Raw genomic sequence first — 17,409 nt, forward strand, 5'->3', positions numbered from 1 at the left:
GGAAAAACGCTCAAACTCACTTCATGGTTTGGGCGTTTTTATTTTATTGATAATCGTTTGCACTTCGTATCTTTAGCTATTATTGCAAAACTTAAATCAATCGTAATTATGAGAAGCAATCTCATTCCCGTAATTAGTGTGTTTGTCTTCGTGTTAGTCATATCTTCAGCTTCCGCACAAAATGTATCTATCGGCATACGCGGCGGTCTTACCATTCCGAATCTTAGCGCAGGCGGCGGTGCAAATCCGCTTAGTCAAGGATTTTCTTCTATTGAAGGCGCGGGCTTCGGCGTATTTGCAGAGTTTAAAGTAAGCAATTTATTTTCCATTCAACCAATGATTGAATATTCGCAACAAGGCGGCAAACGCGATGGGATACAAGCAATAGCGTCGATAGAATCCATTGGTGTCCCGGCAGAAGCCGCAACACAATTAGCTCCTATAAATGGCGATATAACACCGCAATACATTGACGCAGATGTAAAGAACAAAGCAAAACTGGATTACCTGATGTTGCCTGTATTGGCAAAATTCGGATGGAACTTAGGGAAAACGAAACGATGGCGGGTATATGCAGATGCAGGACCTTTTGCAGGCTTGCTGCTCTCAGCCAAAACAATCACATCGGGCACGAGCCAATTATATTTTTACCCCGATGGCACACACCCTGTATTAGACGAAGATTATCAACCTTTGTCGGCAGATTTAAGCGAAACAACGAATATCAAAGATGAAACACATAAATTTAATTTTGGCGTTGAGGGCAATGTTGGTCTCGCTTTTAAATTTAAAAAACATACGCTGTTTATCGAAGGGGGCGGCAATTACGGTTTTCTGAATATTCAGAAAGATGCCGCAAACGGTGCAAACCGTTCGGGCGCTGCAACTATAATGTTAGGCTATGCACTAACATTATAAAAAAAACAGACTGTTTATGAGCAGTCTGTTTTTTATTTCCACAAGTAAATATTAATTTTTCAAAGAAGCCATATCTATTACGAAACGATATTTCACATCGCCTTTCAGCATGCGCTCATACGCATCGTTAATATCCTGCATATTGATTAATTCAATATCGGCAGTAATGTCGTGCCTGCCGCAAAAGTCAAGCATTTCCTGCGTTTCAGCAATGCCGCCAATAAGTGAACCTGAAAAACTTTTTCTTCCCAAAATCAAATTGAACACGGCAACAGGCAGCGGATTTTCGGGCGCGCCCACAATTGTCAAATTACCATCGTGCTTCAAATGATGCAGGTAAGCATTGATGTCGTGTTCTGCGGAAACTGCATCCAGAATAAAATCGAGTTTTTGCGATTGTTGCATTTGTTCCACATTATTGGACAATACTACTTCATCTGCACCAAGCCGTTTTGCGTCTTCTTTCTTACTTTCCGATGTTGTAAATACTACAACATACGCGCCCATTGCATGAGCCAACTTGATTGCCATGTGCCCCAAACCTCCGATGCCTACAACGCCCACTCTTTTACCGGGACCAACATTCCAATGTCTTAACGGAGAATATGTTGTAATGCCGGCGCACAACAAAGGTGCAACACCTGCAAGATCAAGATTTTCCGGAACATGAAGAACAAAATCTTCATCCACCACAACACTTTGCGAATAGCCGCCGAAAGTATGCGCATTCAAATGTTTATCCGGCGCATTGTATGTTCCGGTAAAACCATTCTCGCAATACTGCTCATATCCTTGTTTACACTCTTCACATTCGCGGCACGAATCGACCATACAACCAACTGCTGCCAACTCTCCTACTTTGAATTTCTTTACATGGTCGCCGACTTTTGTGATACGCCCTACAATTTCATGTCCGGGAACACATGGATAAATTGTTCCTTTCCACTCGTTACGCGCCGTATGTAAATCGGAATGACATACACCGCAATACAATATTTCTATTTCCACATCGTGAGGCGTAGGCTCGCGACGTTCAATACTCAGCGGTACCAAGGGTAATTCCGCAGCATTTGTTCCGTAAGCTTTTGCTGTTGTACTCATAGTTATTATTGTTTTTAAATCGATGATAAATTACAGAGATGATGCAAAATTGGGTATAATTGTTTTTTCGCAATAGAATCATTCAAACTAAAAATAGTAAAAATCAAACAATGCTAAATTAAGCAAATTAATTTCTTTTGTTTTCAGATATAATGAATTGACAAAAATTTAAAAGAGGCGAACTATACAATTCGCCTCTTTCTGTTGTTTGTTTTAAATTAAAAACCGCCGCGACCGCGACCACCTCCAAATCCACCGCCGCCCGGAGGAGGTCCGTCGCCGCCGCGCATCCAGGGTCTGTCGCCATGGTTTCTGTTGCCCCTCTTGCCCATTCCGGGGAATGATTTAAGATTGTATGTAAATGTGAGCATCACATAACGCTTGAGAATATTGGTTCGTGTTTGCCTGCTATAATCTGAACTTCTTGTAAATTCCACGCCTTTGTTCTGGTTCAGGATGTCATTGACCGATAACGTAATTTGTCCTGCCTGATTTGCAAATACACTCTTTGAAATGCTTGCATTCCACAGCGGAATGCTTACATTTTGCCCTAAAGCATTTCCTGTATAAAACGTATAATCAAAGTCGGTAGCAAGCTGCCAGCCCGATTCCGAATACCAAGTTCCATCCACCGATGTCGATTGCGAATAATAGTTGCTGTTGGACTGCTTGTTTACCGAATATTTTGCAATATTGTAAGTAGGCGTCGTTGAAAAATTTATATCCCAGGATTTTTCCATGTTGGTGGACCATTTAATACCTTCCGATAGTGAAGTATTGTAAGTATAACTCTTTGCATTGTCCAACATAGTTACCGAACGGGCATTGCTGATATTGGTCGAAAAATCGATATTGGATTTTGGAGAAATAATAGGGAAACTCCAGTCGACAAACGCTCTGACATTATAATTCCCATTCATGTTGATATAAGTAGTCGATTGTCCGCCATTATCCAATCTCTCAATATCGCTCGTAATATTATGCTGTACGATAGACGCATCTATAAAAGCAAAGAAAGACTTGCCGCCCACACGGTCTATATTGTTATACCTGAACTGGAAATGATTATTAAATTCTTGTTTCAAATTTGGATTACCCGATGTGATTGCAAGAATGTTGGAGCTGTCTTTAATAGGTTGCAATTGCTGAATAGATGGCTGACTGGTACGTCCCTGATATTTAAAAATAAACTTTTTCTCCTTGGAAATATTGTAAGTAAAATTTGCCGTTGGATATAAATTGGTATAAGTATATTCAGGAACAGATTTATCGGAATGAGTAAGATTATTGCTTTCTGTTTTACCGAACTGAACACCAATACCTGCATTAAAATTAATAACGCCATTGTTGAACAAATAACCCAATGTACCTCGATTAGAAGTATATTTATTGTCAAACTTATTGGTCAGCTCGTCGTTAATTGCCGAGTAATCCATCTTCGTACTATCGAAATTAAATGTTTCCCTGTCGGATACATTCTTTGAAAATGAGTTGCTGTATTCTATTTGCAACTGCTGATGTTGTGCTATCGGCTCGGTATAGGTAAGTGTTGTATTTAAAGAATTCCCGTTATTTATTGTTGACGCTCTTTGATTTGTCAGGCTGTCTTTACCTAAAACAGCATCATAATAATCCGACACATATAACGAGCTGCTGTTGCTGTGCGTATTGGAATACTGAAGATCTACCGATATGGTTCTACCCTTTTTAGCAAACGCATGACGATAGGTTGCTGAAATGCCCGTATTTCGACCGTCATTATTATTAACCCGGTTTGCATTGGTGTTGCTTTTCAAAATTTCATTGCCTTGGAAAAGGCTGTCGATTCGCGTAAGCGAATTATCTGTACTATGCGAACTTGTAAATGATACATTTGGTCTTACCCTAAGTTCGTTGGCAGAATCAAACTTGGTATCGAAATTAAGATTTACGGAATGTCTCTGCGTAGTCCTGTCTGTCGTATCGTTTGCATAATTATTAGTATTAAACGATGAGTCGTTATAAAAATACTGTGTAATAGAATTTGAGTTGAGATTTACGCCGGTATTTGCATATTGATAGTTGCCGTTAAAATCGGTTTTACCGAAAGTGTTTCCAAAGAAAAGATTTGCCATTCTTGTTTTGGTCAAACCGTTTTTACTCGTTTGGTCGTCTCGTGTAAAGTTTTGCTGATTTATATTATTCAGGTTGCCAAACAAACCGGCTTTCATATCTCCGTTGAAATACAGGATACGCGGAGATACCGCATACAACGGGTCTTTCAGCGTTGCTTCGTCGTTGCCGATACCTGCGGTGGACTTTCCAAACCATCCATGACGCATATTCCGCTTGGTAACTATATTTATCGTTTTAATGGTATTACCATCGTCGAAACCGCTAAACTCTGCCTGGTCGCTTTTGCCGTCGAATACCTGAATTTTATCCACTACGTCTTTCGGCAGGTTTTGTGTAGCAAGCTTCGGGTCGTTGCCAAAGAAGCGCTTACCATCTACAAACACTCTTGTTACAGATTCTCCCTGAGCCGTTATGCCGCCGTTTTTATCAACCTGCACGTTCGGCAACTTTTTCAATAAATCTTCGACTGTTGCATTAGGTTTTGTACCAAACGCATCTGCGCTATATTCTGTGGTATCGCCTTTCATCGTCATTGGAATCACAGCCGTAACCACAACTGTTCCCAACTCATTCATCGTTTGTTGCAAAGTAATTTCGCCCAAATCTACATTTGGTTTTTCTTTGGTTAACGCCACGTACCGGTTCAACACTTCATATCCCTGAAAAGAGATTCTTAAAACATAAGTGGTTAAATCAAGACCGGAAAAAGAAAATTTGCCATCATTGTCAGACAAGGTGTGCCACACTTTGGTGGTGTCCGCAGCGTTCATCAGCGAGACGCTGGCTTTGTTCACATTGTGCGAAATTGTATCGACAATTGTTCCGGTTAAAGTCCCGGTTGTTTGCTGCGCATGAGCTGCAAACGAAAAACAGAAAAATAAAAAAAAGAACCCAAGTAGTTTACGCATAATGCATTGTTTGATAGAGAAATGAATTTCTGAAAAAGTCTGACTGAAAATTTTATGCAAAGTTCAATCGGGCTTTTGTCCGAAACCACGCTATTCGGTAGAATCCGCAAAGGAATAGGTAAATTAAAAGAATTTAGCACATACGTTTAAACAAGCACCTCATCAGAACTTGTTTTTCCACATCATGCTTTCAACGGGTCTATTAGGTTGTCCGCTGTATTTGGCGTTTTGCTTTTGGTTGTATTTAATTTCAATTTCGCCTTCCACAGGGAAATAAATCAATTGTCCAATCGGCATAAGACGATACACTCTTACAGGTTGCTTGCACGAAATTTCCAAAGTCCAGTTGCCGCAAAACCCTACATCGCCTTTCCCGGCCGTCGCGTGAATATCAATGCCCAAACGACCTGTGGAAGATTTCCCTTCAAGAAAAGGAACATGTGCGTGCGTTTCGGTGTATTCCTGCGTTACGCCAAGATAAAATTTATTCGGCTGCAATACAAAGCCTTCTTCGGGAATGTCAAAATATCTTATCGCATTGTGTTTTTTAGCATCCAATTCTTCATCTTCATACATCGCAAGCGTAGCGCCAAGATGCACATCGTAGCTGTTGCTCCCCAAAAATTCACGCGAGTATGGCTCAATTAAAATCGTACCTTTTTCTATTTCTTCCAAAATACGTGTATCGGATAAAATCATTTTTGCTTTGTTTAAAAATTATATTTGCAAATATATTGGTTCATAGCAAATAGTTCATGGTTCATGGAAATTGTTGAATTGCTTTATTGTTTAATTGAAGAAGATAATATGAGTACATATATCAAATTGTTTACAGCACAAAAAACAGGGAAGCAACGCCATAAAAAGAAAACATTTGTTGAAGAATATAAAGAGCTTTTAAAAGAGCATAACGTTGAGTCCGATGAAAAGTATTTGTTGTAGCAGTGTTCAACCACTTCGTGGTTAGCCATCATCATATTTTTTCGGATTTTCTCCGCATTTCATGCGGAGAACAAGAAAAGCAAATGAAAAAATAATAAAGTGTGTACGAAGCCCGAAGGATTTCAGTATCAATAACCCCGCATTTCATGCGGAGAACAAGAAAAGCAAATGAAAAAATAATAAAGTATGTACGAAGCCCGAAGGGCTTCAATATCAATAACCCCGCATGAAATGCGGAGGAAAAGAAAAGCAAATGAAAAAATAATAAAGTATGTACGAAGCTCGAAGGGCTTCAATATCAATAACCCCGCATGAAATGCGGAGGAAAAGAAAAGCAAATGAAAAAATAATAAAGTATGTACGAAGCCCGAAGGGCTTCAATATCAATAACCCCGCATGAAATGCGGAGGAAAAGAAAAGCAAATGAAAAAATAATAAAGTATGTACGAAGCCCGAAGGGCTTCAATATCAATAACCCCGCATGAAATGCGGAGGAAAAGAAAAGCAAATGAAAAAATAATAAAGTATGTACGAAGCTCGAAGGGCTTCAATATCAATAACCCCGCATGAAATGCGGAGGAAAAGAAAAGCAAATGAAAAAATAATAAAGTATGTACGAAGCCCGAAGGGCTTCAATATCAATAACCCCGCATGAAATGCGGAGGAAAAGAAAAGCAAATGAAAAAATAATAAAGTATGTACGAAGCCCGAAGGGCTTCAATATCAATAACCCCGCATGAAATGCGGAGGAAAAGAAAAGCAAATGAAAAAATAATAAAGTATGTACGAAGCCCGAAGGGCTTCAATATCAATAACCCCGCATGAAATGCGGAGGAAAAGAAAAGCAAATGAAAAAATAATAAAGTATGTACGAAGCCCGAAGGGCTTCAATATCAATAACCCCGCATGAAATGCGGAGGAAAAGAAAAGCAAATGAAAAAATAATAAAGTATGTACGAAGCCCGAAGGGCTTCAATATCAATAACCCCGCATGAAATGCGGAGGAAAAGAAAAGCAAATGAAAAAATAATAAAGTATGTACGAAGCCCGAAGGGCTTCAATATCAATAACCCCGCATGAAATGCGGAGGAAAAGAAAAGCAAATGAAAAAATAATAAAGTATGTACGAAGCCCGAAGGGCTTCAATATCAATAACCCCGCATGAAATGCGGAGGAAAAGAAAAGCAAATGAAAAAATAATAAAGTATGTACGAAGCCCGAAGGGCTTCAATATCAATAACCCCGCATGAAATGCGGAGGAAAGAACAAACACAATAACAGAACCCTGGAAGGGTTCAATAAAAATAAAATTCATAAATCATATTTCATACCGTGCCGCTTTTTTATCAAAAGAAAATAAACGCAAATACCAAACTCGCTATTTGGAAAATAGAAGAGGATGAGAATTTCTTTCTTCAAAAAGTTCCGTTGAAAAAAAATATTTCGCATCCGCAAAAGCGATTGCAGCATCTTGCGGGAAGATTTTTATTGCCGCTACTGTTTTCCGATTTTCCTTTGGAGGAGATTTTAATTGCCGACAGCCGTAAGCCGTTTTTGCAAAACGAAGCGTATCATTTTTCCATTTCGCATTGCGGCGATTATGCAGCCGCCATCGCAAGTACAACACAACGTGTAGGCATCGATGCCGAATTATTTTCCGATAAAGTCATAAAAGTAAAAGAGAAGTTTTTGAACGAAGAAGAAAAAAAATTTACTACGCAATACAACGATGATAAAAAATTATTGACTACGCTTTGGTGCGCAAAAGAAGCAACTTATAAATGGTACAGCTATGGTTTATTAAACTTTAAAGAGAACATTTTATTGCAACCGGTTTCCTTCGGCGATGAAGGAATTATACCAACTATCTTTTTAAAAGAAGATAAAAAAACTGAACTGAAAACTAATTACAGCATCTTCTCAAACTTAAGCCTGGCATGGATTTCAGCGCAATAAAAAAGTCCTGCGATGTGCAGGACCCGGATAAAAATGTGTTAGTAAGTATGGAAACAAAATTTCCAACCACAATATTATAACTACTTTCTGCGAATACAAAATAATTTCTATATTTTTTATTCACAAAATGAATACGAATTGTGTATTTCTTTATTACCATACGAAACAATTTTATTTAAAAATAAAAAAATACACTTACCTGAAACAATGATAAACAAAGCGTTTCAGCCGATTAAAATTTTAACAGCGAATGTTTTTCAACAATACTATTTTTGAAAAAATTACAAATACATCATCATGCAATTTCCTAAACAAATAACATTACAACAGATTGCAACACTCATCGACGCAGAAGTAATAGGCGACGCAAATGCAGTGGTGGCGGGCATCAACGAGATTCATAAAGTTGAAAAAGGCGATATGGTTTTTGTGGACCATCCTAAATATTACAATGTTTGTCTGCAAAGCAATGCATCACATATCATCATCAACAACAAAGATGTTCAAGTTCCCGAAGGGAAAAATTTGCTGTACTGCGAGCAACCTTTTGAGGCATATCTTACGATTGTCAATCATTTCAGACCGTTCACTTCGCAAACAAAATCCATCAACGACGATGTTGAAATTGGCGAAGGGACCATCATTATGCCGAATGTCTTTATCGGGAAAAATGTAAAGATTGGCAATAACTGTATCATTCATCCGAACGTTGCCATTATGGATTATACAGAGATTGGTAACAACGTTGTAATTCAGGCGGGGACTGTAATTGGCAGCGACGCGTTTTATTACAACACAAAAAAAGACCGGGATGTTTGGTACAAAAAAATGCAAAGCTGCGGTAATGTTGTGATTAAAGATTTTGTAGAAATTGGCGCCGGCTGCACCATCGACAGAGGCGTTACGGCATCGACCATCATCAGCGAAGGAGCTAAGATGGACAACATGGTTCACATTGGACACGATACGTTTGTCGGGAAGAATTGTTTGTTCGCGGCACAGGTAGGCATTGCCGGTGCAACAGTTATTGAAGACGGCGTTACACTTTGGGGACAAGTGGGCGTAAGTAAAACTTTGACTATCGGCAAAAATGCTGTGGTGCTGGCACAGAGCGGCGTTCCCTCTTCTTTGAAAGGTGGCAAAACCTATTTCGGTTATCCTGCGGAAGAAGCAAGCGGCAAAAGAAGAGAGCTTGTTTGGATAAAACGTATTCCGGAACTTTGGGAAAAAGTGATGAAAAAATAATCTGCTTAGGCTTATTGCAATTACATTTGAAACACGCAAAACAATGATGAAATGCCCATAAGTATTTTACATACCAAAAGCGATGATTATTTAGAGGCATTACTCACGGTATTTTTATATTTAAGATGGTGTTCGTGACACGAGAGCTTGCTCGAACTGAGCGAAGCTAATCTTCGATTTCTATGTGACAATTAAAAACATCAAAAAATAAACACATGAAATGCCCATAAGCCTTCGTCATACCCAAAGCGATGATTATTTAAAGGCATTCCATCTGGCAATTAAAAAACAATAAAAATAAACAGATGAAACCGTCCTTCAATTTTATAAGATTTATTCCTTTCCTGTTTTGGATAATTCTTGTTTATATTTTACTCACTCTGCCGGGCAAAGATTTTGGAAGTGTAGAGGTAGATATTCCCAACCTTGACAAGCTCGTACACATGGGTTTGTTTGGCGGCGTGGTGTTTTGGTTTGGCTTTGCATGGATAAATATTGACCGTACAAAAACACGCCGGGGAACAGTTATTATTACTATTGTCGCCTGCATTTACGGCATCGCAATGGAATATGTGCAGAAGTATTTTACCACGCGCGATTTTTCGTACGGCGATATGGTTGCAGATTCATTAGGTGCAATCATTGCCTATTTTGTCATTCGTGCAATCACAAAAAAATACCAATTGCAAAGAGCCAAAAACAGTTATTAATCCAATACATTTTCAATTACCTTTGCGCCGATTAAAAGACAATTCCATTGAAATCTTCAACAAAAAAAATATACGTCGCGGCATTTATTGTATTGCTGTTGATATTCGACCAGTCGCTGAAATTTTATATCAAGACACATTATTTTCTCGGCGAAACACACAATGTTTTAGGACATTGGTTTCAACTGAGTTTTGTGGAAAACGAAGGCATGGCTTGGGGCTGGAAATTCGGCGGCAGTTTCGGAAAAATAATACTGACATTGTTCAGATTGTTTGCCGTGATTTGGGGAACATTTTACATTAGTAAATTAATCCGCAAGAAAGCAAGAACAGGTTTCATTATTTGTGTCGCTTTGATATATGCAGGCGCTGCCGGCAACCTGATTGACAGTCTATTCTACGGGCTAATTTTCAACGCCAGTGATTATGACTTACAGAATGTGGCGCATTTTCTTCCCAAAGGCGGCGGCTATGCATCTTTCCTGCACGGCAGGGTTGTAGATATGCTGCATTTTAATCTTATCGATACCTTTCTTCCCAACTGGGTTCCTTATTATGGCGGAACAAGGTTTACATTTTTTGACCCGGTCTTTAACCTGGCAGACTCTTATATTTCCATCAGCTTTTTCATCTTGATTATTTTCCAAAAGAGCTTGTTTGGAGAGAAGAAATAATTCTCCATCTGAAACATTATAACAAAAGAGGTTGTCTTCTAAAAAGTCAAGACAGCCTCTTTCTTATTCGGGCACATGACGGAATCATAGTGTCGCTTATACAATTCTCTTGTAGAGTTCATCAACCTTTTTACACACCCTCTTTAACGTTTTATATGTCATATCATGATATTTTGAACAACAACCTCTATCAAATTTCATAGCGGAAATAACAAATAAACAGACTGCTTAAGCTGTGAGTACAGGCATTTTTTGCCGTTTTACCATGAGTTTGCAAATCATAGTTGTGTAACCCTTATTAAAAGCGCGACAGGTTATTTAGCTGAAACTTTTTCTTTCACATAGTTTCTGAAATCTTCTTGCGTAGCAAAGCCTTTGTCCAAATCATCGTCCATTTCATTAAGTGCTGCTTGCAATTCGTCAGAAAGTTGAATACCTTCTTCCTCATCAATTTCTACTTTTAGAAATTCATAAAGGCTGATTGCACGCATATCTTCAATGTCATCTATAATGTAATGAAGTCTTTCCCGTGCCGTAGCTGCATCTGTTGTTGCTATTGCTGTTATAACAAAAAATTTCCTTCGGTTTTCTTATCCGTAATGAACCATTTTGCTCAACACCGCCGTTAAATAAAAAACAATCCTTTCAGTTGACTGTAACGTTTAAAGTAGTCCATATATTAAGAGTCAAGTGCGTATTAAGTCCGTATCAGGTGCGTATTATTTCCGTAGATAATTAACAGTTACCTGCAACATACAAGCGATATAAGGAAAGGATACTTTAAAGATTTCTGCATATAGCAGTAAAGCGCATCTGTACAAATATTTTCTAAAACAAAAAAGAGGATTAATGAGTATAATCTAAAATACCATAATGCGACTTTTTCCATCATATTGATTAAGCTACTCCCCGTCAGAAATTATTATATCCTTCCCATGAAACAGCTTCTGAACTCGGCTAAGAAAAGCATCCCTATAGCTTCTGCTAAGAGGAATAGGTTCGTTTACATTTTTCAGTATTAAAACATTGCCTGGAAACAGAATTCTCTGTTATGTATAACAAAAAACTGGAAGCCGGTCTAAATATCAATATCAATAATAAAAATTATTACTTGAATAATCAGTTTAATGCTCAGGCATTGTTTCAAAATGTGAATCTTCAAACAACAGGAACACTACCAAATGTACAGAGAGGAAAAATGCCCATTCATTTTTTAGAGAATGATTTCAGCTTAGTTAAAACAGTACACAATCATATTCTCAAAATAGGAACATTTATACACTATGCTGTGCTACCTCAAAATTTGGTAATTGATATTCCAGACAGTAATTTACAAAAACAGCAGACAACGCAAAAGCAAATGTTTGTACATCCTAATGTTTCTTATAGCTTTCCTGTTTGGCGTATGTCTTTTTCCGTTCAGGCTGGCATTCAATACACAAAAGGAAATTATGTTACCAATTTATCAGGCATTAATACATATATTATTCCTCCGGACTCTTTATTCAACAAATATAATTACTCGTTATTTCAATATTATGTTCTTCCTAAATTATATTATGACAGAGAATTGTTTCACGCATCGCTTCGGTTCCCTGTTCGTACATTTTTATTTAATGAAAACGATAATTTAAACAATTCTAAAACTACATCGGTATATCCTTGTCCGCAATTGAATATGTCGTATCAGTTAAATGCTTATTGGAAGTTGAATGCTTTAGCCGGTTATGACGTACACACCTCTTTGGACAATTTGCCAGCAGCATATATACTGGAAAATTACAGGGAATTCAATGTTGGGATTAACCGACCTTCCGTAGAAAAAAGCAATATTTACTCATTTGGAGCAACTTATGAAAATGCTGTCCATGAATTATTTTTCTACATGAATGCGAGCTACGCACCGTCCAATAATAATTTACTTGCCCATAATTATTTCTCTGGCTACATGAACATAATAGGTTATATGCTGCAAAACAATACGAAGAATACAGTCAGATTATCTGCAAGAATAAGCAAAACAATAGATTCATGGAAAAGTACATTTTCTATTGCCACAAGTTATAGCAGCTACAGCAATTATCTTGTACAACAAAATATTTTTATATCGAATAAAAACACAACGTTTTCGCTTTCTCCCAAAATAGATGCGCGTCTAACAAAATGGCTGATATTAGGCTATGAAAGCTCATTCATAAGAAATAAACTCTCTGTTTCAAACAGCAATACAACATCGCCGTTAAATCAATTCACGGAAAATATTAATATCGGCGGCATTGTTTCAAAATCATGGAATTTTAAATTTATTATAGAGCATTACAATAACCAATTGACAAACTCTCAATCAAACAGTACATTGTTTTCGGATTTTCAAATAAGATATATACCTAAGAAATCCAAAAATTGGCAGTACTCAATAACCGCATATAATTTATTTAATCAAAAAGATTTTCGATATACTGTCTTCAATAACGCAAGTTATATGACACAAGATTATAAAATTCGTCCATTCAATATTTTGGCGGGTGTGTACTTTAGTTGGTAAAATAAAAACTTCCACTCTAATACGCCGTGGCGTGTGAACACGCGCCATACACATTTTCTCAGTCTTGATACATATCTCGTGTGTTCAAATAACATAAAAAGTTCGCAAAGACATCTACATCAGTAAAAAATATCACCCCAAAACAAGCATCCTCATTTCCTTTCACATACAGAATCCTGCATTTCACATATAGAATCGTGCATTTCGTGTAATAGTATTTTTTGGCATAAAATAATTGAGTACACTTGCAATGCGCGTATGTTGCTAACCCCAAAAAAGATTGTATGAATATTGAAAAACGCACCGGCACAAAATGCCCAACTGTACAAAAAGCAAAAAACAGGAAACACAAAACAACTCAAAATGGTACAAAAACATGAAACGGGTACAAATATAGCCTGCAACAGGGCTTTGTACATGAACAAGAAAGCATTGCTGACCAACAATGAAACAAATGCAACCTGCAACAAATCGTTGTACATATACAATGGCTGAATGTTCATCTGCACAAATCTTTTGCAGACCTGCAATAAAGTATTGTTAACCTACATCGAAGCTTTGCAGACCAACAATAGAATAAATTCAACGTACAACAAAACATTGCAGATAAACAATAAAACAGATTAAAGCTGCAATGGAACAGACACAACCGGCATACTACATCTTATTTTGATTGCCTTATCGCCGTCAAAGATTAGCTTGTTTTTATTTTTTAACCTTCAAAACTCTAAAGTCATGATTAAAGTGATCATTAGCTTCAGCCGTGTAACGGACAGCGACCTCGCCGTTCAGGCGCAACACATCGTAGACAGCCTTACAGACAATGCCGCTTTTCCTACCCCCGCTCCCGCACTTGCAGATGTGCAATCGGCATTAACCGACTATGAAACAGCGCTTGCGCAGGCAGCCACAGGCGGCAAACAACTGACCGCCGTTAAAAACCAGAAACGCGAAACATTGGAAACCCTGCTGTCGCAATTGGGCTTATACGTGCAGCTGCACAGCAACAATGATGCGGCTGTTGCACTCAGCTCCGGATTTACGCTGGCAAAAACGCCTGCACCTGTGGGTATGCTTTCCAAGTCAGAAAACCTGAAAGCCGTACCGGGCATTACCGGAGAAATATTACTGTCGGTGTATGCCGTGCCTCATGCCGCAGGGTATATATGGCAGTACAAGTTAGCAGGTGCAGATGCGTGGATGGAAATCCATACCACTAAGGCTAAAACAGCAGTCGAAGGTTTAACCAGCGGACAGCAGTACAGCTTTCGTGTAACAGCATTGGGTACAAATCCTGCACAAAACTGGAGCGACGAGGTAAAAAGCTTTGTACTGTAACCATCGCTACAGATGCACGGATATTAGTCCATACGTGTGTGCAGCAAAGTAATCTTCAAACAAAGGAGCGGCTCCAAAATGAAGCCGCTCTTTGTTTTCACTAAAGAAACTTAAAAATACTATTTCCCGCTTGCCTGTTCGGGATAAGAAATGGCTTTATAATTATTATTGTTATTCAATACTTCATCTGCAAATTTTTTCAAATCTTCGCTTGTAACGGCATTTATTTTCTTGTCGAAATTAAGCAGGTAATCTTTGCTGTGTCCAAACATATAAATGTCTTGCAGCTCTCCGGCCCAATAGCCGTTTTGCTTCATGCTCTCTTTGTATTTTTCAAGCATTGCTTTTTTTACTTTTTCCAAATCGGTAGCTGATACGCCGTTTTTCTTATAACCGGCAACTTCTTTTGCATATTCTGCCAGTATTTTATCTACATTCTCAGGACCGCAAGGCAGTTGCGCAATAATGGAATAATGACCATACGGCAGCTCTGCGACAGAAGCATACACACCGCCGCTGTATATTGCCTGCATCTTTTCCCGGATGGTGTCCAATACTTTGATAGTCATCGCTTGCGTAAGCATATCCAGCTTCAAATCGGCATCTTCGGAATATTTAATATCGCCGTGATAATAATCGAGAATCAGACTTTTTTGGTCAGTGCCTTTATAGAACTTAAATGTTTTGTCTCCCGGCACCATGCGAAGCCCGTTGTCTTTATACGCAGGTTTCACGCCTTTTACCGGCAGGCTTGCCACATATTTTTCCAGCAACGGTTTCAACGAGTCTGCATTAACGTTACCAACAAAGAATAAATGCAATCCATCAGCATAGCCAAACTGGTCTTTGTAAATATCCAATATTCTGTCGGGATTGATACTGTTTAAATCATTTTCCGTAGGAACGCTGATGGGCGTTAAAGGATTATTGCCATACATTACTTTATTGGATGAATCAATAAAAGCATATTGCGGATTGGCTTTCAGAAACTGCAACTGTGATTTCAGCTTGGTCATATAACCTTTGTACAGGCTTGTATCTTTTCTTGGAGAAGTGAGCTTGAGATACATCAGCTCAAGCAATGTAGGTAAATCTTTTACAGATGAAGAACCGCTAATCCCATTTGTTGCGGCACCGAAACCGACGCCTACCTTCGCATTTTTTCCCGAAAGAAAATCATTCAGTTCAGACGGCGTAAACTGCCCGTAACCCATTGCTCCGATAACACTTCCAAGAAAAGTAACATTGGCTTTATCGGCAACACTAAACTGTCCTGTACCGCCCAGTCTTCCGCCGGTTAATACAATCTCGTCGTTTTTAAAATCGGTAGGCTTAATGGTAACTTTTACGCCGTTGCTCAATGTATAAGTAGTTGTTCCCAAATCGGCATCTTTTGTTTCGGAAACAATTTTCCCGGCAACGGGTTGCATTTGTAATAATGATGTCGCTGTTCCCGTTGTTTCGGCTGGTTTTACATCTTGTTTAAAAGCCGCATCTACCATAGACAATAAACCGCTTTCATCAGGCAACTGAATTTTACCTGTTGACGGCGCAGAAATTAATGCAAAATAATTTTGATTTTCCAAAAGCCATTTTTGTGCAGCTGCATTTACATCTTTTGCAGTAATGGTCGGCAACAATTCCTTTACATAATTATATTCATTCACAATCCCGGGAATGGGTTCATTGGTCATAAAATTATCTGCCAGTTCATCGGTGTAAGCGGCAGATTCCGTCGTGTTGCGCTCGTTAAACGCTTTTTCGTACCCTGCAAGATAGCTTCTTTTGGATGTTTCAATGTCAGCATCGGTCAATCCGTATTTTTCCACTTGCAGCAGTACGCCCACAGCAGCATTAATGGCTTTTTTATAATCATCAACGGGCACAATGTCTAAAGCAAATTGTTCGTCATGCAAAGAAAAGCCCTCTGTAAAATACCCTGAAGCACTTGCATACGGCGGGTTTGCCGATTGTGCAAGGTCTCTCAGTTTTCTGTTTAGCCCTTGAATCATGATGTTTTTTATCAAATCTTCACGGTAATCGCCGAGTGTTTTTTCCACTTTGGCTTTATGTGTGGGATAATATAAAGAGAAGCTATAATTAGTTTCTTCCGAATCGGTAACAATCAGCGCTTTCTTTTGTGTGTAAGGCGCTACTTCGTAAACAGTTCTCGTGCGTTCATGGGCAGGATTTTTTAATGCGCCGAAATATTTTTCTATTAATGATTTTGCTTTATCTACCGTGATGTCGCCAACGACAATTACGGCTTGTAAATCGGGACGATACCAATCGTGATAAAACTCCCTTATTCTGTCCGGGCTCGCATGTAAAACAATACTGTCCAAACCGCTCGGAAACCTGCTGGCATAGCGCGAATGGTTTGTCAATTCCGGTAAAATTTTGTACAGCATACGCATATTAGCGTTCTTATTTCTCATTCTCAGCTCTTCCAAAATCACGTGCCGTTCATCATTCACTTCATCTGTTGTGATTAGTGCCCCGCCTGCCCAGTCGGCAACAATCTGAAAACCATTTTCCAGATTTCCGGGTTTATCGGTAGGAATCGGCAGCATAAAATAGGTTCTGTCGAAACCGGTGTTGGCATTCAAATCTGCACCGAACTGCACACCTATTTTTTGCAGATAATCTACTAATTGATTTTTAGGATAATGCTTCAGACCATTGAAGTTCATGTGCTCCATAAAATGCGCCAAACCTTGTTGGTTATCATTTTCAAGAAGAGAGCCTGCATTTTCCACTAAACGCAATTCTACTTTTTGCGCAGGCTTCGCATTGGGCTTAATGTAATAAGTTAATCCGTTGGGGAGCTTTCCTTTGGTTACGGTTGAATCAATCGGTAATGGTTGAGATAAATCCAAATTTTGGGCATGTGCAACAGAAAATTGCAATGCTGCCACAAAACACAACAATTTGGGTAAAGAATGTTTGAGCATAAT

General features: G+C 38.7%; 14 protein-coding genes. 9 read left to right on the forward strand and 5 right to left on the reverse strand.

Features of this window, described 5'->3' with window-relative positions:
- Positions 1-108: 108 nt before the first annotated feature.
- On the forward strand, positions 109-918 hold the full coding sequence (locus A9P82_RS04930) for a porin family protein (RefSeq protein ID WP_066204807.1): 810 nt from the start codon (positions 109-111) through the stop codon (positions 916-918).
- A gap of 51 nt (positions 919-969) precedes the next feature.
- Here the strand turns inward: A9P82_RS04930 and A9P82_RS04935 are convergent, their stop codons facing one another.
- From A9P82_RS04935 to dcd, 3 genes are all read right to left on the reverse strand, one after another.
- The gene (locus A9P82_RS04935; protein ID WP_066204810.1) at positions 970-2,019 is read right to left on the reverse strand and encodes an NAD(P)-dependent alcohol dehydrogenase; all 1,050 of its coding nucleotides are present in this window, start codon (positions 2,017-2,019) and stop codon (positions 970-972) included.
- A 218-nt stretch (positions 2,020-2,237) separates the two neighbouring features.
- Positions 2,238-5,042 (reverse strand): TonB-dependent receptor, encoded by a 2,805-nt coding sequence (locus tag A9P82_RS04940; protein WP_066204813.1) that lies wholly within the window; start codon positions 5,040-5,042, stop codon positions 2,238-2,240.
- Positions 5,043-5,204: 162 nt separating this feature from the next.
- On the reverse strand, positions 5,205-5,741 hold the full coding sequence (dcd, locus tag A9P82_RS04945; RefSeq protein ID WP_066204815.1) for a dCTP deaminase: 537 nt from the start codon (positions 5,739-5,741) through the stop codon (positions 5,205-5,207).
- 63 nt (positions 5,742-5,804) lie between these two features.
- Between dcd and A9P82_RS04950 the strand changes: the two genes are divergently transcribed.
- From A9P82_RS04950 to A9P82_RS04975, 5 genes are all read left to right on the forward strand, one after another.
- Positions 5,805-5,984 carry a hypothetical protein gene (locus A9P82_RS04950; protein ID WP_066204817.1) on the forward strand — a complete coding sequence of 60 codons (180 nt, stop codon included), beginning with the start codon at positions 5,805-5,807 and terminating at the stop codon, positions 5,982-5,984.
- A gap of 1,332 nt (positions 5,985-7,316) precedes the next feature.
- Positions 7,317-7,940, forward strand: a complete 624-nt coding sequence (locus tag A9P82_RS04960) for a 4'-phosphopantetheinyl transferase family protein (RefSeq protein ID WP_066204824.1) — start codon at positions 7,317-7,319, stop codon at positions 7,938-7,940.
- Between the two features lie 297 nt (positions 7,941-8,237).
- The gene (locus A9P82_RS04965; protein WP_066204829.1) at positions 8,238-9,185 is read left to right on the forward strand and encodes a UDP-3-O-(3-hydroxymyristoyl)glucosamine N-acyltransferase; all 948 of its coding nucleotides are present in this window, start codon (positions 8,238-8,240) and stop codon (positions 9,183-9,185) included.
- Between the two features lie 305 nt (positions 9,186-9,490).
- Positions 9,491-9,895, forward strand: a complete 405-nt coding sequence (locus A9P82_RS04970) for a VanZ family protein (RefSeq protein ID WP_066204832.1) — start codon at positions 9,491-9,493, stop codon at positions 9,893-9,895.
- 47 nt (positions 9,896-9,942) lie between these two features.
- A complete protein-coding gene (locus A9P82_RS04975; RefSeq protein WP_066204835.1) occupies positions 9,943-10,569 on the forward strand; it encodes a lipoprotein signal peptidase in 627 nt (208 codons plus the stop codon).
- A gap of 314 nt (positions 10,570-10,883) precedes the next feature.
- Here the strand turns inward: A9P82_RS04975 and A9P82_RS15365 are convergent, their stop codons facing one another.
- On the reverse strand, positions 10,884-11,060 hold the full coding sequence (locus A9P82_RS15365; protein WP_156522602.1) for a hypothetical protein: 177 nt from the start codon (positions 11,058-11,060) through the stop codon (positions 10,884-10,886).
- A 560-nt stretch (positions 11,061-11,620) separates the two neighbouring features.
- Here A9P82_RS15365 and A9P82_RS04980 point away from each other — a divergent pair.
- The 3 genes from A9P82_RS04980 to A9P82_RS04990 all read left to right on the forward strand — a co-directional run bounded on the left by A9P82_RS04980 (position 11,621) and on the right by A9P82_RS04990 (position 14,452).
- Positions 11,621-13,114 carry a hypothetical protein gene (locus tag A9P82_RS04980; RefSeq protein WP_066204837.1) on the forward strand — a complete coding sequence of 498 codons (1,494 nt, stop codon included), beginning with the start codon at positions 11,621-11,623 and terminating at the stop codon, positions 13,112-13,114.
- A gap of 363 nt (positions 13,115-13,477) precedes the next feature.
- Positions 13,478-13,609 carry a hypothetical protein gene (locus A9P82_RS15765; protein WP_255364056.1) on the forward strand — a complete coding sequence of 44 codons (132 nt, stop codon included), beginning with the start codon at positions 13,478-13,480 and terminating at the stop codon, positions 13,607-13,609.
- Positions 13,610-13,849: 240 nt separating this feature from the next.
- Entirely contained in the window at positions 13,850-14,452 is a 603-nt protein-coding gene (locus A9P82_RS04990; RefSeq protein ID WP_066204843.1) for a fibronectin type III domain-containing protein, read from the forward strand.
- A 119-nt stretch (positions 14,453-14,571) separates the two neighbouring features.
- On the opposite strand, the gene A9P82_RS04995 is transcribed toward A9P82_RS04990, so the two are convergent.
- Positions 14,572-17,406 (reverse strand): M16 family metallopeptidase, encoded by a 2,835-nt coding sequence (locus A9P82_RS04995; RefSeq protein WP_082915239.1) that lies wholly within the window; start codon positions 17,404-17,406, stop codon positions 14,572-14,574.
- Positions 17,407-17,409 lie beyond the last annotated feature (3 nt).

The organism is Arachidicoccus sp. BS20 (assembly GCF_001659705.1).
GTDB lineage: Bacteria > Bacteroidota > Bacteroidia > Chitinophagales > Chitinophagaceae > Arachidicoccus.